17 protein-coding genes and 1 rRNA gene are annotated in these 17,818 nt (G+C 53.4%); 10 read left to right on the top strand and 8 right to left on the bottom strand.

Features of this window, described 5'->3' with window-relative positions:
- Positions 1-23 precede the first annotated feature (23 nt).
- The 5 genes from dnaE to tilS all read left to right on the top strand — a co-directional run bounded on the left by dnaE (position 24) and on the right by tilS (position 8,633).
- The gene (gene dnaE, locus FN037_RS19170; protein WP_142502982.1) at positions 24-3,506 is read left to right on the top strand and encodes a DNA polymerase III subunit alpha; all 3,483 of its coding nucleotides are present in this window, start codon (positions 24-26) and stop codon (positions 3,504-3,506) included.
- 12 nt (positions 3,507-3,518) lie between these two features.
- The gene (gene accA, locus FN037_RS19165) at positions 3,519-4,478 is read left to right on the top strand and encodes an acetyl-CoA carboxylase carboxyl transferase subunit alpha (RefSeq protein ID WP_142502981.1); all 960 of its coding nucleotides are present in this window, start codon (positions 3,519-3,521) and stop codon (positions 4,476-4,478) included.
- A gap of 192 nt (positions 4,479-4,670) precedes the next feature.
- Positions 4,671-6,833, top strand: a complete 2,163-nt coding sequence (locus FN037_RS19160) for a lysine decarboxylase LdcC (RefSeq protein ID WP_138362061.1) — start codon at positions 4,671-4,673, stop codon at positions 6,831-6,833.
- A gap of 39 nt (positions 6,834-6,872) precedes the next feature.
- The gene (locus FN037_RS19155) at positions 6,873-7,262 is read left to right on the top strand and encodes a VOC family protein (protein WP_142502980.1); all 390 of its coding nucleotides are present in this window, start codon (positions 6,873-6,875) and stop codon (positions 7,260-7,262) included.
- Between the two features lie 69 nt (positions 7,263-7,331).
- Positions 7,332-8,633, top strand: coding sequence for a tRNA lysidine(34) synthetase TilS (gene tilS, locus FN037_RS19150; protein ID WP_142503076.1), 1,302 nt, complete (start codon positions 7,332-7,334; stop codon positions 8,631-8,633).
- 15 nt (positions 8,634-8,648) lie between these two features.
- On the opposite strand, the gene rof is transcribed toward tilS, so the two are convergent.
- Complete coding sequence (gene rof, locus FN037_RS19145; RefSeq protein WP_138362036.1) at positions 8,649-8,909, bottom strand: Rho-binding antiterminator; 261 nt, start codon at positions 8,907-8,909, stop codon at positions 8,649-8,651.
- Positions 8,896-9,096 (bottom strand): YaeP family protein, encoded by a 201-nt coding sequence (locus tag FN037_RS19140; RefSeq protein WP_138362037.1) that lies wholly within the window; start codon positions 9,094-9,096, stop codon positions 8,896-8,898. Before FN037_RS19140 ends, rof begins: the two co-directional genes overlap by 14 nt.
- Before the next feature lie 196 nt (positions 9,097-9,292).
- On the opposite strand from FN037_RS19140, the gene FN037_RS19135 reads away from it, so the two are divergent.
- From FN037_RS19135 to nlpE, 3 genes are read left to right on the top strand one after another with little or no spacing between them, the layout of a single operon-like run.
- Positions 9,293-9,838 (top strand): YaeQ family protein, encoded by a 546-nt coding sequence (locus FN037_RS19135; protein ID WP_138362038.1) that lies wholly within the window; start codon positions 9,293-9,295, stop codon positions 9,836-9,838.
- On the top strand, positions 9,835-10,248 hold the full coding sequence (gene arfB, locus FN037_RS19130; RefSeq protein ID WP_142502979.1) for an alternative ribosome rescue aminoacyl-tRNA hydrolase ArfB: 414 nt from the start codon (positions 9,835-9,837) through the stop codon (positions 10,246-10,248). The genes FN037_RS19135 and arfB overlap by 4 nt, the downstream gene beginning before the upstream one ends.
- Positions 10,249-10,293: 45 nt before the next feature.
- Positions 10,294-10,992 (top strand): envelope stress response activation lipoprotein NlpE, encoded by a 699-nt coding sequence (nlpE, locus tag FN037_RS19125; RefSeq protein WP_138362040.1) that lies wholly within the window; start codon positions 10,294-10,296, stop codon positions 10,990-10,992.
- A gap of 65 nt (positions 10,993-11,057) precedes the next feature.
- Here the strand turns inward: nlpE and proS are convergent, their stop codons facing one another.
- The 6 genes from proS to metN all read right to left on the bottom strand — a co-directional run bounded on the left by proS (position 11,058) and on the right by metN (position 16,639).
- On the bottom strand, positions 11,058-12,776 hold the full coding sequence (proS, locus tag FN037_RS19120) for a proline--tRNA ligase (RefSeq protein ID WP_142502978.1): 1,719 nt from the start codon (positions 12,774-12,776) through the stop codon (positions 11,058-11,060).
- A 110-nt stretch (positions 12,777-12,886) separates the two neighbouring features.
- On the bottom strand, positions 12,887-13,594 hold the full coding sequence (tsaA, locus tag FN037_RS19115) for a tRNA (N6-threonylcarbamoyladenosine(37)-N6)-methyltransferase TrmO (protein ID WP_138362042.1): 708 nt from the start codon (positions 13,592-13,594) through the stop codon (positions 12,887-12,889).
- Positions 13,591-13,998: an Rcs stress response system protein RcsF gene (gene rcsF, locus FN037_RS19110; RefSeq protein ID WP_142502977.1), complete on the bottom strand. Its 408-nt coding sequence runs from the start codon at positions 13,996-13,998 to the stop codon at positions 13,591-13,593. The genes tsaA and rcsF overlap by 4 nt, the downstream gene beginning before the upstream one ends.
- Positions 13,999-14,106: 108 nt before the next feature.
- A complete protein-coding gene (locus FN037_RS19105; protein WP_138362044.1) occupies positions 14,107-14,922 on the bottom strand; it encodes a MetQ/NlpA family lipoprotein in 816 nt (271 codons plus the stop codon).
- A gap of 39 nt (positions 14,923-14,961) precedes the next feature.
- Positions 14,962-15,615, bottom strand: coding sequence for a methionine ABC transporter permease MetI (locus FN037_RS19100; RefSeq protein WP_142502976.1), 654 nt, complete (start codon positions 15,613-15,615; stop codon positions 14,962-14,964).
- The gene (gene metN / locus FN037_RS19095; protein ID WP_138362046.1) at positions 15,608-16,639 is read right to left on the bottom strand and encodes a methionine ABC transporter ATP-binding protein MetN; all 1,032 of its coding nucleotides are present in this window, start codon (positions 16,637-16,639) and stop codon (positions 15,608-15,610) included. Before metN ends, FN037_RS19100 begins: the two co-directional genes overlap by 8 nt.
- Positions 16,640-16,827: 188 nt before the next feature.
- Here metN and gmhB point away from each other — a divergent pair, with 188 nt between their 5' ends.
- Together gmhB and FN037_RS19085 are read left to right on the top strand one after the other, a co-directional pair.
- The gene (gene gmhB, locus FN037_RS19090) at positions 16,828-17,394 is read left to right on the top strand and encodes a D-glycero-beta-D-manno-heptose 1,7-bisphosphate 7-phosphatase (protein ID WP_138362047.1); all 567 of its coding nucleotides are present in this window, start codon (positions 16,828-16,830) and stop codon (positions 17,392-17,394) included.
- A 355-nt stretch (positions 17,395-17,749) separates the two neighbouring features.
- Positions 17,750-17,818 (top strand): 16S ribosomal RNA (locus FN037_RS19085); the annotation flags it as partial.

Raw genomic sequence — 17,818 nt, 5'->3', positions numbered from 1 at the left:
ATTAAGTAACGCAGGATCTGAAGATGGCTGAACCACGTTTCGTACACCTGAGGGTGCACAGCGACTATTCCATGATTGATGGGCTGGCGAAAACCGGTCCGCTGGTGAAACAGGCTGCCGCGTTAGGCATGCCTGCGCTGGCGATTACCGATTTTACCAACCTCTGTGGTCTGGTGAAGTTTTACGGAGCGGGTCATGGCGTCGGGATTAAACCCATCGTTGGCGCTGACTTTAATGTTCAGAGCGAGTTGATGGGCGATGAACTCACGCATTTGACGGTACTTGCCGCCAACAATAGTGGCTATCAGAACCTGACGCTGCTGATTTCCAGAGCTTATCAACGCGGCTACGGGGCGGCGGGGCCGGTCATTGATCGCGACTGGCTGATCGAGCTGAAAGAAGGTTTGATTCTTCTCTCCGGCGGCCGGATGGGCGATGTCGGGCGTAGCTTGCTGCGCGGCAACAATGCGTTAGTCGAAGAGTGCGTCGCGTTTTATGAAGAACACTTTCCCGATTGCTACTTCCTGGAGCTGATCCGTACGGGGCGCCAGGATGAAGAAACGTATTTGCACGCCGCGGTTGAGCTGGCGGAAACGCGTGGCTTACCGGTTGTCGCGACGAATGATGTCCGCTTTATTAACAGCGATGACTTTGACGCGCACGAAATCCGCGTCGCGATTCACGATGGTTTTACGCTCGACGATCCGAAACGGCCGCGTAATTATTCTCCTCAGCAGTATATGCGTAGCGAAGACGAGATGTGCGAGCTGTTCTCCGACATCCCGGAAGCGCTGGAAAATAGCGTTGAGATCGCCAAACGCTGTAACGTAACGGTGCGTCTTGGCGAATATTTTCTGCCACAGTTCCCTACAGGGGATATGACCACCGAAGACTTCCTGGTACAAAAATCGAAGCAAGGTCTGGAAGAGCGTCTGGCGTTTTTATTCCCGGATGAAGAGGAGCGTAAAAAGCGCCGCCCTGAGTATGATGAACGTCTGGATATTGAACTGCAGGTGATTAACCAGATGGGATTCCCGGGTTACTTCCTCATCGTGATGGAATTTATCCAGTGGTCAAAAGATAACGGCGTACCGGTAGGGCCGGGACGCGGTTCCGGTGCAGGGTCGCTGGTGGCCTATGCGCTAAAAATTACCGATCTTGATCCGCTGGAGTTCGACCTGCTGTTCGAACGTTTTCTTAACCCGGAACGTGTCTCCATGCCTGACTTCGACGTTGACTTCTGTATGGAGAAACGCGACCAGGTTATCGAGCACGTCGCGGATATGTACGGCCGCGATGCGGTATCGCAGATTATTACCTTCGGTACGATGGCGGCGAAAGCGGTTATCCGTGACGTGGGGCGCGTGCTGGGGCATCCGTACGGTTTTGTCGACCGTATCTCCAAGCTGGTACCGCCAGATCCGGGCATGACGCTGGCGAAAGCGTTTGAGGCGGAACCACAGCTGCCGGAAATTTACGAGGCGGATGAGGAAGTTAAAGCGCTGATCGATATGGCGCGCAAGCTGGAAGGCGTCACGCGTAACGCCGGTAAGCATGCGGGTGGGGTGGTTATCGCGCCAACTAAAATCACCGATTTTGCGCCGCTGTATTGTGACGAAGAAGGGCGCCATCCGGTTACCCAGTTTGATAAAAGCGATGTGGAATACGCCGGGCTGGTCAAATTCGACTTTCTGGGGCTGCGCACGCTCACTATCATTAACTGGGCGCTGGAGATGATTAACGCCCGCCGCGAGAAAAACGGCGAGCCGCCGCTGGATATCGCCGCGATCCCGCTGGATGACAAGAAAAGTTTCGACATGCTGCAACGCTCGGAAACCACAGCGGTCTTCCAGCTTGAATCCCGCGGCATGAAGGATCTGATTAAGCGTCTGCAGCCTGACTGCTTCGAAGATATGATCGCCCTGGTGGCGCTGTTCCGCCCCGGTCCGCTGCAGTCGGGGATGGTGGATAACTTTATCGACCGTAAGCACGGGCGCGAAGAGATTTCTTACCCGGATGTGCAGTGGCAGCATGAGAGCCTGAAACCGGTACTGGAGCCGACCTACGGCATCATTCTGTATCAGGAACAGGTTATGCAGATTGCCCAGGTGCTCTCCGGTTATACCCTCGGCGGCGCGGATATGCTGCGTCGAGCGATGGGTAAGAAAAAGCCGGAAGAGATGGCCAAGCAGCGCTCTGTTTTTGAAGATGGCGCAAAGAAAAATGGCGTCGATGGCGAGCTGGCGATGAAAATCTTTGACCTGGTGGAGAAATTTGCCGGTTACGGGTTTAACAAATCGCACTCCGCCGCCTATGCGCTGGTCTCTTATCAGACGCTGTGGCTGAAAGCGCACTATCCGGCTGAGTTTATGGCGGCGGTAATGACTGCCGATATGGACAACACCGAGAAGGTGGTAGGTCTGGTGGACGAATGCTGGCGTATGGGGCTGAAAATTCTGCCGCCGGATATCAATTCCGGGCTGTATCACTTCCATGTTAATGACGACGGTGAGATCGTTTACGGTATCGGCGCGATCAAAGGCGTGGGTGAAGGCCCGATCGAGGCGATTATTGAAGCGCGCAATAACGGCGGTTATTTCCGTGAACTGTTCGATTTGTGCGCGCGAACCGACACCAAAAAGCTTAACCGCCGGGTGCTGGAAAAACTGATCATGTCCGGGGCGTTTGACCGTCTGGGTCCGCACCGCGCCGCGCTGATGAACTCGCTCGGCGATGCGCTAAAAGCCGCCGATCAGCATGCTAAAGCGGAGGCCATCGGTCAGGCCGATATGTTTGGCGTACTGGCGGAAGAGCCGGAGCAAATTGAACAATCCTATGCCAGCTGTCAGCCGTGGCCAGAGCAGGTGGTGCTGGACGGGGAACGTGAAACGTTGGGGCTTTACCTGACAGGGCACCCCATCAATCAGTATTTAAAGGAAATTGAGCGTTATGTCGGAGGCTACCGGCTGAAAGACATGCATCCAACAGAACGTGGCAAAGTGACCACGGCTGCGGGGCTCGTGATTGCCGCAAGGGTTATGGTCACCAAGCGCGGCAATCGTATCGGCATCTGTACCCTGGATGACCGTTCCGGACGTCTGGAAGTTATGCTGTTTACCGACGCTCTGGATAAATATCAGCAACTGCTGGAAAAAGACCGCATACTTATTGTCAGCGGACAGGTCAGCTTTGATGACTTCAGCGGGGGACTTAAAATGACCGCCCGCGAGGTCATGGATATTGACGAAGCCCGGGAAAAATATGCTCGCGGGCTTGCTATCTCGCTGACGGACAGGCAAATTGATGACCAGCTTTTAAACCGACTCCGTCAGTCTCTGGAACCCCACCGCTCGGGGACAATTCCAGTACATCTCTACTATCAGAGGGCGGATGCACGCGCGCGGTTGCGTTTTGGCGCGACGTGGCGTGTCTCTCCGAGCGATCGTTTGCTAAACGATCTCCGTGGCCTCATTGGTTCGGAGCAGGTGGAACTGGAGTTTGACTAATACAGGAATACTATGAGTCTGAATTTCCTTGATTTTGAACAGCCGATTGCAGAGCTGGAAGCAAAAATCGATTCTCTGACAGCGGTAAGCCGCCAGGACGAGAAACTGGATATTAATATCGATGAAGAAGTGCATCGTCTGCGTGAAAAAAGCGTAGAACTGACGCGCAAAATCTTTGCCGATCTTGGCGCATGGCAGGTTGCTCAACTGGCGCGCCACCCGCAACGTCCATACACGCTGGACTATGTTCGTCTGGCGTTTGATGAATTTGACGAACTGGCGGGAGACCGCGCCTATGCGGATGATAAAGCGATTGTTGGCGGTATCGCGCGTCTGGATGGTCGCCCGGTGATGATTATTGGTCATCAGAAAGGCCGTGAAACGAAAGAGAAAATCCGTCGTAATTTCGGCATGCCGGCACCAGAAGGGTATCGCAAAGCGCTGCGTCTGATGGAAATGGCCGAGCGTTTCAACATGCCGATTATTACCTTTATCGACACCCCTGGCGCTTACCCTGGCGTGGGGGCGGAAGAACGCGGTCAGTCCGAAGCGATCGCCCGTAACCTGCGTGAAATGTCGCGCCTGAGCGTACCGGTGATTTGTACCGTTATTGGCGAAGGCGGTTCCGGCGGCGCGCTGGCGATTGGCGTGGGCGATAAAGTGAATATGCTGCAGTACAGCACCTATTCCGTTATCTCCCCGGAAGGCTGCGCGTCCATTTTGTGGAAAAGCGCGGACAAAGCGCCGCTGGCTGCCGAAGCGATGGGGATTATCGCGTCGCGCCTGAAAGAGCTGAAGCTGATTGATTCCATCATTCCTGAGCCACTGGGTGGCGCGCATCGTAATCCGCAAGCGATGGCGGCATCTCTGAAAGAACAGCTGTTGGCCGATCTTGCCGATCTCGATGTTCTGGATAAGGACGAGCTGTTGAACCGTCGCTATCAACGTTTGATGAGCTACGGTTACGCCTGATTATTTATCTGATTTCTTATCGCTAATGGCCGGATTCTCCGGCCTTTTTTATGTGTCATTCGCGAAGATGCGATGAAATGAGCAAGCGGATGATATTGTCGCGTAACGCGATGCAACAAGAGAAATACGCCAGTGCTAAGCGCTGGCGTGGTTGTTATGATGCTTTCATCGGGTAAATTTCAGGAGGAAGGCGTGAATATCATCGCGATCATGGGTCCCCAGGGTGTCTATTATAAAGACGAACCGATTCAAGAGCTGGAAGCCGCGCTGCAACGGCAAGGCTTCCAGACTATCTGGCCGCAGAACAGCGCCGACCTTTTGCTGTTTATCGAGCATAATCCGCGGATCTGCGGCGTTATTTTTGACTGGGATGAATATAGCGTTGATCTGTGCAGCGATATTAATCGTCTGAATGAATACCTGCCCCTGTACGCTTTTATCAACGCACATTCGACGATGGATGTCAGCGGCCAGGATTTGCGTATGACGCTGTGGTTCTTTGAATACGCGCTGGGGCTGGCGGAAGAGATCGCTACCCGCATTGGTCAGTACACCCGCGAATACCTTGATAACATTACCCCGCCGTTTACCAAAGCATTATTCAACTATGTCCAGGAGGGGAAATATACTTTCTGTACCCCCGGCCATATGGGCGGATCTGCCTATCAAAAAAGCCCGGTGGGATGCCTGTTTTATGATTTTTTCGGTGGCAATACCTTAAAGGCGGATGTCTCGATTTCGGTGACGGAACTGGGGTCGCTGCTCGATCATAGTGGTCCACATCTGGAAGCGGAAGAGTATATTGCCCGCGCATTCGGTGCCGAACAGAGCTACATGGTCACCAATGGCACTTCGACGTCGAATAAAATTGTCGGCATGTATTCCGCCCCGGCGGGCAGCACGCTGCTTATCGATCGCAATTGCCATAAATCGCTGGCGCATCTGCTGATGATGAACGATGTGGTGCCACTGTGGTTAAAGCCGACGCGTAACGCACTGGGGATACTCGGCGGTATTCCGAAGCGTGAATTTACCCGCGATGCGATACAGCAAAAAGTCAATACCGTTGGGGGCGCCGGATGGCCCGCCTATGCGGTGATCACCAACTCCACTTACGACGGACTGCTGTATAACACCACCTGGATCAAAGAGACCCTTGACGTGCCGTCGATCCACTTTGATTCCGCCTGGGTACCTTACACCCATTTTCACCCGATCTATCAGGGAAAAAGCGGAATGAGCGGCGATCGCATCCCGGGAAAAGTGATCTTTGAAACCCAGTCGACGCATAAAATGTTGGCTGCGCTCTCGCAGGCTTCGCTTATCCATATTAAAGGCAACTACGATGAAGATACCTTTAATGAAGCCTTTATGATGCATACCTCAACTTCCCCGAGCTACCCGATTGTCGCCTCCATTGAAACCGCGGCGGCGATGCTGCGCGGTAATTCCGGCAGGCGACTCATCGAGCGTTCAATTGAACGAGCGCTGGATTTTCGTAAAGAAGTGCAGCGGTTACGCGAAGAGTCTGACGGCTGGTTCTTTGATATCTGGCAGCCGGAGGAGATCAATGATGCGCAGTGCTGGCCGGTGGCGCCTGGTGAGCCGTGGCACGGTTTTCAGGATGCCGATGCCGACCATATGTTCCTCGATCCGGTGAAAGTCACGATCCTGACGCCAGGTATGGATCAACAGGGTCATATGGATAACGAAGGCATACCGGCCGCGCTGGTGGCTAAATTTCTTGATGAACGCGGGGTGGTGGTCGAAAAAACCGGGCCGTACAACCTTCTGTTTCTCTTCAGCATTGGTATTGATAAAACCCGGGCGATGGGGCTATTACGCGGGTTAACCGAGTTTAAGCGCTCCTACGATCTGAATTTACGGGTCAGGAATATGCTGCCGGATTTGTACGCCGAAGATCCGGATTTTTACCGCAATATGCGCATTCAGGATTTGGCGCAGGGCATTCATCGTCTGATCCGCCAGCATCAGCTTTCGCAGCTGATGCTACGCGCCTTTGATGTCCTGCCGGAGATGAAAATGACGCCGCATCAGGCATGGCAGCGGCAGATTAAAGGCGAAGTGGAAACCATTGAACTGGAGAATCTGGTCGGACGCATTTCAGCGAATATGATCCTGCCGTATCCGCCTGGCGTGCCGTTGCTGATGCCCGGGGAGATGATCACGGAGGAGAGCCGCGCAGTGCTCGATTTCCTGTTAATGCTGTGTTCAATTGGCCGCCACTATCCTGGTTTTGAAACCGATATCCACGGGGCGAAGCGTGATGAAGATGGCGTATATCGGGTCCGGGTGTTAAAAAATGACTCAGCGGCTTGCGCAGTCATCAACTGAGCGAGTAACGTTATCGGCTTCAACGGGAGGAATTTTAATATGCTGGGTTTAAAACGGGTTCATCATATTGCCATCATCGCGACAGATTATGCGCAGAGTAAGGCTTTCTACTGCGATATTCTGGGTTTTACTCTGTTGGCGGAGTTTTACCGTGAAGAACGTGATTCATGGAAGGGCGATTTGGCGCTGAATGGTGAATATGTTATTGAACTGTTTTCTTTCCCGTTTCCGCCTTCGCGTCCGAGCCGTCCCGAAGCCTGCGGGTTACGCCATCTGGCGTTTAGCGTTGAGGATATTGACGACGCTGTTGCCCATCTTGAGCTGCACGGCATCGCTTGCGAAGGTATTCGTATTGACCCGTTTACCGATAAACGCTTCACCTTTTTTAAGGATCCGGATGGCCTGCCGCTGGAGATTTATCAACAGTAATTCTTGTCAGGTCGTGTCCTGCCGGGTAACGTGCCGGACACGCTTTCTTCAGTCAGAACGCTCATCATGATGATCCCGGATATTGCTCAAACGCTCCAGCCGCATCGCCAGTTTTTGCTGGCCTTCAGCGGTGGGCTGGATTCGACCGTGCTCCTGTATCGGCTGGTGCTCTGGCGCCAACTGGACCCAACAATTCATCTGCGGGCGATGCATATTCACCACGGGCTCAGCGCTAACGCCGACGGTTGGGTGGCGCACTGCCAGCAAATTTGCCAGCAGTGGCAGGTGCCGCTGCTGGTCGAACGGGTGACGCTCGGCGATGAGGGCCTGGGGATTGAGGCCCACGCGCGGCAGGCGCGCTATCAGGCATTCCGTGAGGCGCTTTTGCCAGGTGAAGCGCTGGTGACCGCGCAGCACCTTGACGATCAGTGTGAAACTTTCCTGCTGGCTCTTAAACGGGGGAGTGGCCCAACCGGACTATCGGCGATGGCCGGCGAATCCGACTTTGCCGCGACGAAACTGCTGCGCCCGTTACTGAATGAAAGCCGCGAGTCGCTGCAGCAGTGGGCGCTCGCCCATCAGCTCACCTGGATTGAAGATGAAAGCAACCAGGACGACGCTTACGACCGTAATTTTCTCCGTCTGCGTATTGTCCCGCAGCTCCGGGCTCGCTGGCCGCACTTTGTCGATGCTGTTGCGCGCAGTGCCAGTTTGTGCGGCGAACAGGAACAACTGCTGGACGAAATGCTGGCGACGGAACTGGCGACGCTGGTGGCTGAAGACGGCTCGCTGGCTATTGCGCCATTGCGAACAATGAGCGCACCGCGTCGGGCGGCGCTGCTGCGCCGTTGGCTGGCAGGACGCAATGCGCCGATGCCTGCCCGCGAGGTGCCGGAGCGTATCTGGCGTGAAGTGGCGCTGGCGCGTGAAGATGCTTATCCCTGCCTGCGTCTTGGCCATTATACCGTTCGTCGCTATCAGCAGCGGCTGCATTGGGTGAAATATATTCCCGGCCAGAGTGAGACGGTGCTGGTATGGGATGATATCTTTAAGTCGCTGCCGTTACCGGATGGCCTCGGTGAGCTGGCGATACTGCCCGCCGGGCCGTTGCGCAGGCCAAATCCGGGGGAAGCGGTAACAATCCGCTTTCGCGCCAGCGGGAATCTGCATATCGTGGGTCGTCAGGGAGGACGCAAGCTGAAGAAGCTCTGGCAGGAGCTGGGCGTTGCTCCCTGGCGTCGCAATACTACGCCGTTACTGTTTTATGGCGAAGCGCTCATTACCGCGGCAGACAGTCTGTTTATTACGGAAGATGGGCGCGTTCGGGAAGGCGAAGGCGTACAGATGGAATGGAGGAAAACGGGCGGCTGAGCCACCCGTTTGGGGTCAGGACTCGCTGACCACCACGGTACCGATTTCCGGGTGGCTGAAGCTGGCGATTTTATCCAGGCGTAGCTCGCGGACGTTACCGGCGAGTTCCACCACCAGATACTCGATATTTTTGCGTGAGATAAGATCGTTGGCCTTCGCCTGCAACTGCTCGCCATCTTTAAGCGCCAGTGCCAGGACAAGATGGTGCTGGCAGGCAAGCTCGAGATTGTCATAATCATCGCAATTGATGGGTTGATAAGTATCATTCATTGACATAATCGCTCACCAGTAAGTTTGCCGCCGCATACGCGGCCTTTTCCTTGACTGACTCAGAAAGAGCCTGATCCACCGCAATCTCATTCAATACTTTCAGTACGCAACCGAGCGCATCCGGGATATATCCCAGGTCCCCGCTGGCTATTTCCGCATACCGCTTGCGTATTAACTCACAATATTTGTCCACATGCCCTCCTGTCAGCGCTCTGACTCAACCGTGGGATGTAAGTTTAAGCCTACGAAGATAAACTCTGTTTAGCAAGGTGACTATACCATAGGCATTTAAACAATATCAGCAGGATGAAACAGGAGCCGTTGAATGCTGACAGCCTTTTGTTGCCAGTTTCGCTACAATGTACACCATTTTTATCAGGAGATGATTCATGGCGCTGAAAGCGACGATTTATAAAGCAACGGTGAATGTAGCCGATCTAGACCGCAACCGGTTTCTGGATGCCAGTCTGACGCTGGCTCAGCATCCGTCAGAAACCCAGGAGCGCATGATGCTACGTCTGCTGGCGTGGATTAAATATGCCGATGAGCGTCTGGTGTTCACCCGCGGTTTGTCCTCTGAAGATGAAGCGGAACTCTGGCTGCTGAACGATCATCTGGGCGTAGACCTGTGGGTTGAGCTGGGGCTGCCGGATGAACGGCGAATTAAAAAGGCTTGCTCACGGGCGCAAGAGGTTGTGCTATTTGCCTATAATAGCCGGGCGGCTGAAATTTGGTGGCAGCAGAACAAGAGCAAAATGACGCAGTTTTCGAAGCTGACGGTATGGTATTTAGATGATACTCAACTGGCTCAGCTCAGTACCTTTGCCGATCGCACGATGTCGCTCCAGGCGACCATTCAGGATGGCAGTATCTGGTTATCTGATGCTCAGAATAATCTGGAAATTCATTTGACGGCCTGGCAAACACCCGCATGATTACGATTAGCCATCGCGTGGCCATTGCGGATGAAGAAGTTGTGCTCTCCGGGATACGCGCGCAGGGGGCGGGGGGACAGCACGTAAATAAAGCATCAACGGCTATTCATTTGCGCTTTGATATTAGGGCCTCAAGTCTGCCAGAATATTATAAGGAACGTCTGCTTACCGCCAGACACCACTTAATTTCTGCCGATGGGGTGGTTATTATTAAGGCTCAGGAATATCGCAGCCAGGAAATGAATCGCGAAGCGGCGATTGCCCGTCTGGTTGCCTTAATACAAGAATTAACCGCAGTGCAAAAGCGTCGGCGGCCATCGCGGCCGACCCGGGCGTCAAAAGAGCGCCGACTCGCTTCGAAGGCGCAAAAGTCGTCAGTCAAAGCGCTGCGTGGGAAAGTTCGCCATTAATTAAGGGAATGGCAAACTGGTTGAATGGATGATAAGGAATTTACAGTGAAGACCGCTATATTTTCAGTTGTCGCAGTCTGCTCGCTTTTTGTGCTATTTGGCTGTAATAATCGCCCGGAGGTTGAAACGCTTCAGGCCGCACCGATGGCAGAAATGAAACCCATGCAGCAAAGCTGGCGCGGCGTGCTGCCTTGTGCCGATTGCGAAGGTATCGAAACGTCGCTCTTTCTGGAAAAAGACGGTACCTGGGTGATGAATGAACGCTATCAGGGCGTGAGTCGCGAACCTTCTTCTTTTGCGTCATACGGTACCTGGGCACGAACGGCGGATAAGCTGGTGCTGACCGATAGCAAAGGCGAGAAGTCTTATTATCGGGATAAAGGCGACAGGCTTGAAATGCTCGATCGTGATGGTAACCCAATTGAATCGGCGTTGAACTATACGCTGGCATCAGTAAAAGCCAGTCTGCCCATCACGCCGATGGCGATGCGTGGAATGTACTTCTTTATGGCGGATGCCGCGACCTTTACCGATTGCGCAACCGGCAAACGCGTCGTGGTAGCCAGCAATGCTCATCTAGAGCGCGATTATGCCGCTGCGCGTGGTACGGATAGTCGCCCGGTGCTGCTACAGGTGGAAGGACATTTTACCTTTGATGCCAACCCGGATAGCGGCGCGATGGTCAAAACGTTGGTGGCGGATAAGAATATTAAATTTATTCCGGGAAAAGAGTGTAACCAGTAAAAATTGTCGGCGTAAAAAAGAAAGGCCTCTTATTTCCGAGGCCTTTTTGCATTTGAAGGTGCTAATTAACCTTTAATGGCTTTCACCAGGAAATCGACGATCTCGCCAGTTTTAATCAGCTGCTTCTCGCCGTTACGACGGTATTTGTATTCAATATCGTCGTTGTCGAGGTTACGGTCGCCCAGCACGATAGTGTGCGGGATGCCGATCAGTTCCATATCCGCAAACATCACGCCCGGACGTTCTTTACGGTCATCCATCAGCACTTCAATACCCAGGGCGCGAAGTTCGCCGTACAGTTTTTCCGCCAGTTCCTGCACGCGGAAGGATTTGTGCATGTTCATCGGCAGAATGGCAACCTGGAATGGCGCAATGGCGTCAGGCCATACGATCCCGCGTTCGTCGTGGTTCTGCTCAATCGCCGCCGCCACCACGCGCGTTACCCCGATACCGTAGCAACCCATCGTCAGGATCTGGTTACGACCATCTTCGCCCTGTACGGAGGCTTTCAGCGCTTCGGAATACTTGGTGCCCAGCTGGAAGATATGACCCACTTCGATGCCGCGTTTAATCAGCAGCGTGCCCTGGCCGTCCGGGCTTGGATCGCCTGCCACGACGTTACGGATATCGGCGACGTCTGGCGTCGCGACATCGCGATCCCAGTTGATGCCGAAGTAGTGCTTGCCGTCGATATTCGCGCCAGCGGCGAAATCGCTCATCGCGGCTACGGTACGGTCAATGATCACCGGAATCGGCATATTCACCGGCCCCAGAGAACCCGGGCCGGCTTTCACTAGCGCACGAATCTCGTCTTCGGTTGCGAAGGTCAGCGGGCTGGCAACCTGCGGCAGTTTTTCCGCTTTCACTTCGTTCAGCTCGTGATCGCCACGTACCAGCAGGGCAACCAGCGGAAACTGGCTCTCTTCAACCGCTTTCACCAGCAGCGTTTTGACGGTTTTCTCAATCGGCAGATTGAACTGCTCAACCAGCTCTGCGATGGTTTTCGCGTTTGGCGTATCAACCAGCGTCATCTCCTGGCTGGCAGCCGCGCGCGGCGCTTTCGGCGCAACGGCTTCGGCGAATTCGATGTTAGCCGCGTAGTCAGAAGAATCAGAGAAGATCACATCATCTTCACCGCTTTGCGCCAGTACCTGGAACTCGTGGGATGCGTTACCGCCGATTGACCCCGTGTCTGCCTGTACCGCGCGGAAATCCAGGCCCATACGGCTGAAGATTTTGCTGTAAGCGGCATACATGGCGTCGTATGTTTCCTGCAGGGATTCCTGAGAGGTATGGAAAGAGTAAGCGTCTTTCATCAGGAATTCGCGAGAACGCATCACGCCAAAGCGCGGACGGACTTCGTCACGGAATTTGGTCTGGATCTGATAGAAGTTCAGCGGCAGTTGTTTGTAAGAGCTCAGCTCGTTACGAATCAGGTCGGTGATGACTTCCTCATGGGTTGGGCCGAGTACGAACGGACGCTCGCCACGGTCAACAAAACGCAGCAGTTCCGGGCCGTACTGTTCCCAGCGACCACTCTCTTGCCACAGGTCAGCGGGCTGAACCACTGGCATCGACACCTCGATGGCACCGGCGTTGTTCATCTCTTCACGCACGATGTTTTCGACTTTTTTCAGGACGCGCACGCCGGTCGGCAGCCAGGTGTATAACCCGGAGGCCAGCTTGCGGATCATCCCGGCGCGCAGCATCAGCTGATGGCTGATAACCTCGGCGTCGGCAGGCGTCTCCTTCAGAGTGGAGAGCAGGTATTGGCTAGTACGCATGTTGTTACGGTTCCAGTTGAACGATCGATACAGGCTGAAAACCAGCCTGACACAAAAAAGTGGTTTAGTTTACCAGCGTGGCAAAGATGCCAAAAGAGAGGAAAATAAAATTAGCGTGGTTCGAGAGAAAAGACTTCAAAACCAGACGAAATCACCCGCCAGCGCACGTTAAAATCGAGTAGCCAGACGGCGTATGTTTTCCCTTCCTCTTCTTGTTTACGATATGCCGGACGCGGATCTTGCGCCAGAACCTCGGTAATGAACGATTTGAGCCGAGGATAACGTTTTTCGAGGGTTAAAAGCTGCGCGTCTGTTTCCGGCGTAAAGCGCACCGCCATTTCCGCCGACGGTGCCTGCTGAGCATAGCTGGCGCTGGCATCCGGCAACGCCTCGGCAAAGGGCAGGTAAGGTTTGATATCCACGACCGGAGTGCCGTCCACCAGATCCAGACTACCTAACTCCAGAATAACCTGCTCTTTATGACAGCGAACGGCTTTGAGCTCGACCAACGACATTCCGATGGGATTAGGACGAAAGGTCGAACGGGTGGCGAAAACGCCCATTCGCACATTGCCGCCGAGGCGGGGGGGACGCACGGTCGGGCGCCAGCCGCCTTCCATTGTCTGATGGAAGACAAACAGCACCCAGAGATGGCTGAAGTTCTCCAGGCCGCGCACCGCTTCAGCCTGGTTATAGGGGGGCAACAGCTGTAATTCACCGCCGCCATTTTTGATAATTCCCGGCTGGCGAGGGACGGCAAACTTTTCTTTATAGGGTGAGCGAATCACGCCTATCTGCGCAAACTGAAAAGCACTCATTGCGCCGAAACGTTAAGCGCTGAACCCAGGCAGACGGCCTGTCGGTAGCAGCCTGGGGTACCGCTTGTCACTTCGCAACGGTGCAGCAGAACCGCATTGGCTCTCATTTTTGCCGCATTAATTTGTAGACGCTTACGGGCCGTAGGGATATTCGGCGGAGAGTCCTGGTTTGAGGCCTGACATGATTCACCGGTGACTTCCCCCAGATCGCGGAAAGGTTTACCTACCAGTTCTGCTGCATCGGTATAGATTCTTACCGGTGCCGGGCGCGTCGCTCTTGGTTTTGCCGGTTCCGATTTGGCTGGCGGAGTTGCAGTGCTTTGTTCAGACTCGACGGGAGATCTGCTTAGCATAGAACAGCCGCTTAACATGAGTGCTAAAAAACAGACCGGTAAAGCACGCATAGTATTTCCTCGAAAAATAATAAAACAGGGCGCTATTGAATCAGGTGATTGCATAAATGACAAGACGGGCATAAAGCCCGTCCTGAATGATATTACGCTGAAAAAAGATTACCAGCCTTTCACCGCACCGCCGTTAAAGATTTTGTTGGCTGCTTCGTAAACTTCGTCACTCTGGTAAGCCTGGACAAATTTCTTAACGTTTTCCGCATCTTTGTTGTCTTCACGCGCGACAATCAGGTTGACGTACGGAGAATCTTTGCCTTCCACAAAAATACCGTCTTTGGCCGGCGTTAAGCCAATCTGGCTGGCGTAAGTGGTATTGATAATCGCCAGAGCGATTTGTGCATCATCCAGTGAACGCGGCAACTGCGGGGCTTCCAGCTCAACAATTTTCAGGTTTTTCGGGTTTTCAATAATATCCAGAGCCGTAGGCAGTAAACCAACGCCCTCTTTCAGTTTGATCAGGCCAACTTTCTGCAACAGCAGCAGGGAGCGACCGAGGTTGGTCGGATCGTTAGGAATGGCGACCTGAGAACCCGGCTGCAGTTCGTCCAGGGATTTGATTTTTTTCGAATATCCGGCAATCGGATAAACAAAAGTGTTTCCGACTGGAACCAGTTTGTAGCCGCGGTCTTTAATTTGTTGATCAAGATACGGTTTATGCTGGAAGGCATTAACATCAATATCACCTTTGCTCAGCGCTTCGTTCGGCAGCACATAGTCGTTGAAGGTGACCAGTTCAACATCAAGGCCGTATTTTTCTTTTGCCACTTTCTGCGCGACTTCAGCAACCTGCTGTTCCGCCCCGACGATAACGCCAACTTTGATATGGTTCGGATCTTTTTCGTCCTGACCGCAACCCGCCAGCGCTAGCGAACCGATTAACGCACCTACCGCCGCAAAGGTTTTGAAATTAAAGGCCATGATATTTCCTTCCTGTAATATTTTGTATTGTGTGCAATGTTATTTGTGAGTCACTGCCCGGACGATACGATCGCCAGAGAATTGAATCAAATAAACCAGAATAACCAGTAATACCAGTACGGTATTCATCACGGTTGCATTGTAGCCGATGTAGCCGTACTGATAGCCAATCTGCCCCAGACCACCAGCGCCGACAGCGCCGCCCATCGCGGAATAGCCGACCAGCGTAATGAGCGTAATGGTTGCCGCATTGACCAGTCCCGGCAGCGCTTCCGGCAGAAGAACCTTACGGACGATCTGCATTGGCGTCGCCCCCATGGCTCGAGATGCTTCGATAAGGCCGGTTGGGATCTCCAGCAGTGCGTTTTCGACCATCCGCGCGATAAATGGCGCCGCGCCGACCGTCAGCGGAACGATAGCCGCCTGCAATCCAATGGATGTTCCTACGATCACGCGGGTGAAAGGGATCATCCAGACCAACAGGATAATAAACGGAATCGAACGGAAAATGTTTACTACCGCCGACAGTGTACGGTAAAGCTTCGCGTTAGCGACAATTTGCCCTGGACGCGTGACGTACAGGAGTACACCAACCGGCAGACCGAGAACAAAACCGAAGAAGCCGGAGACAAATGTCATAGCCAGCGTTTCCCATACGCCGCGAATCAGCAGCCAGATCATGGGTTCAGACATATCCCAGTACCTCTATTTTTACATGGTGTTCCTGTAGCCAGGCGATTGCGGCCTGGGTATCTTCCTGTGCGCCGTGCATTTCGGTCAGCATAATGCCGAATTTCACGCCGCCGGCGTAATCCATCTGCGCGCTGATAATATTGTTGTTCACATTGAAGCGACGCGCGGTTTCAGAGAGCAGCGGCGCATCAACGGAATGGCCGGTAAACTCCATGCGCAGCATCGGTACGCTATCGGGATATGCCTCAGGCTTCAGGCGAGCCTGATAATCATCCGGAATATCCAGATGCAGCGTTGACTGAATAAACTGCTGCGCCAGCGGCGTTTTGGGATGAGAGAAGACTTCACTCACCGTATCCTGTTCAATTAACTGGCCGTTGCTGATCACGGCGACGCAATCACAGATGCGTTTCACAACATCCATTTCGTGGGTGATCAGCAGAATGGTCAGCCCCAGGCGACGGTTGATATCTTTCAGTAGTTCCAGAATCGAACGGGTAGTGGCTGGATCCAGAGCGCTGGTGGCTTCGTCGCAAAGCAACACTTTTGGATTGCTGGCCAGAGCGCGGGCGATGGCTACGCGCTGCTTTTGTCCGCCAGAAAGATTAGCGGGATAACTGTCATGCTTATCGGCAAGGCCCACAAGCTCCAGTAGTTCGCTCACCCGGCGTTTAATTTCTGCCTGCGGCGTGTTATCCAGTTCCAGCGGCAACGCGACATTACCGAATACGGTACGCGAGGCAAGCAGGTTAAAGTGCTGGAAGATCATGCCGATTTGACGGCGAGCGCGGGTCAGCTCTTTTTCGGAAAGTGCCGTTAGCTCCTGACCGCCAACCTGTACGCTGCCCTGAGTCGGACGCTCAAGCAGGTTAACGCAGCGGATTAATGTACTCTTACCCGCACCAGAAGCGCCGATGACGCCATAAATTTGTCCGGCAGGGACATGCAGGCTGACATCATTCAGCGCCTGTATGCTACGGTTCCCCTGCTGGAACACCTTGGTGATATTTGAAAGTTTTATCATCAGTTATTTATTATCGTTTAGCCGTTTGCCGTGGCATTTTCTTCTGCCGTGTTCAGGCGATGCCTGTCAATGAAATGGATGTTAAGGCATCCAGACGTCTAAATCAATCTGACTCTGTATAATGAGCACTTTCTTGCGTCTATAAACATGCGATACTACGCGCACTAGCCTTTATCAGGAGCAAACCGGTGGCAAAGTCAGTACCCGCAATTTTTCTTGACCGTGACGGCACAATTAATGTCGATCACGGCTATGTCCATGAAATCGACAATTTTGAATTTATCGATGGCGTTATCGACGCAATGCGTCAATTAAAGGAGATGGGCTATGCGTTGGTGCTGGTGACTAACCAGTCCGGTATTGCCCGCGGTAAGTTTACTGAAGAGCAGTTTGAAACGCTGACGGAGTGGATGGACTGGTCGCTGGCCGATCGCGGCGTTGATCTGGACGGTATCTATTATTGCCCGCATCATCCGCAGGGAACCGTTAAAGAGTTTCGCCAGACCTGCGACTGCCGCAAACCGCATCCGGGAATGCTGATCTCGGCGCGCGATTACCTGCATATCGATATGGCGGCTTCCTATATGGTGGGCGATAAAGTAGAAGATATGCAGGCGGCTCAGGCTGCGGGAGTGGGCACAAAAGTATTAGTGCGCACCGGCAAGCCTGTCACCCCGGAAGCAGAAAGCGCTGCGGATTGGGTGCTAAATAGCCTGGCAGAGCTGCCGAATGCGATTAAAAAGCAGCAAAAATAAGCGTTACGTATAAAAGATGAGCGGTTGAAATAAAATTGCATTTTACCGCTTGTCACCGCCGAATAACTCCCTATAATGCGCTCCCACTGACACGGAGAAACGGCATGCAAGCCGCCGGGTCAGCGGGGAAGACTCTGAAAAACAGGGTTGACTCTGTAAGAGGAAAGCGTATTATACGCCACCTCGCGACAGAGCGCTGAAGCGCGTCGCAACTGCTCTTTAACAATTTATCAGACAATCTGTGTGGGCACTCAAAGTGACATGGATTCTTAACGTCGCAAGACGAAAAATGAATACCAAGTCTCTGAGTGAACACGTAATTCATTACGAAGTTTAATTCACGAGCATCAAACTTAAATTGAAGAGTTTGATCATGGCTCAGATTGAACGCTGGCGGCAGGCCTAACACATGCAAGTCGAACGG

This window comes from Klebsiella sp. 2680 (assembly GCF_900198535.1).
Lineage (GTDB): Bacteria > Pseudomonadota > Gammaproteobacteria > Enterobacterales > Enterobacteriaceae > Klebsiella > Klebsiella indica.
Note: the sequence above shows the minus strand (reverse complement) of the source record. Positions and strands in the feature narration are given on the sequence as shown.

What these genes read in the sequence shown, in the direction of transcription:
- metN (WP_138362046.1), bottom strand. Translation starts at nt 16,639, where the DNA reads ATGATAAAACTTTCAAATATCACCAAGGTGTTCCAGCAGGGGAACCGT.
- arfB (WP_142502979.1), top strand. Translation starts at nt 9,835, where the DNA reads ATGATTACGATTAGCCATCGCGTGGCCATTGCGGATGAAGAAGTTGTG.
- FN037_RS19135 (WP_138362038.1), top strand. Translation starts at nt 9,293, where the DNA reads ATGGCGCTGAAAGCGACGATTTATAAAGCAACGGTGAATGTAGCCGAT.
- FN037_RS19105 (WP_138362044.1), bottom strand. Translation starts at nt 14,922, where the DNA reads ATGGCCTTTAATTTCAAAACCTTTGCGGCGGTAGGTGCGTTAATCGGT.
- rcsF (WP_142502977.1), bottom strand. Translation starts at nt 13,998, where the DNA reads ATGCGTGCTTTACCGGTCTGTTTTTTAGCACTCATGTTAAGCGGCTGT.
- dnaE (WP_142502982.1), top strand. Translation starts at nt 24, where the DNA reads ATGGCTGAACCACGTTTCGTACACCTGAGGGTGCACAGCGACTATTCC.
- tilS (WP_142503076.1), top strand. Translation starts at nt 7,332, where the DNA reads ATGATCCCGGATATTGCTCAAACGCTCCAGCCGCATCGCCAGTTTTTG.
- FN037_RS19155 (WP_142502980.1), top strand. Translation starts at nt 6,873, where the DNA reads ATGCTGGGTTTAAAACGGGTTCATCATATTGCCATCATCGCGACAGAT.
- accA (WP_142502981.1), top strand. Translation starts at nt 3,519, where the DNA reads ATGAGTCTGAATTTCCTTGATTTTGAACAGCCGATTGCAGAGCTGGAA.
- tsaA (WP_138362042.1), bottom strand. Translation starts at nt 13,594, where the DNA reads ATGAGTGCTTTTCAGTTTGCGCAGATAGGCGTGATTCGCTCACCCTAT.
- rof (WP_138362036.1), bottom strand. Translation starts at nt 8,909, where the DNA reads ATGTCAATGAATGATACTTATCAACCCATCAATTGCGATGATTATGAC.
- proS (WP_142502978.1), bottom strand. Translation starts at nt 12,776, where the DNA reads ATGCGTACTAGCCAATACCTGCTCTCCACTCTGAAGGAGACGCCTGCC.
- FN037_RS19100 (WP_142502976.1), bottom strand. Translation starts at nt 15,615, where the DNA reads ATGTCTGAACCCATGATCTGGCTGCTGATTCGCGGCGTATGGGAAACG.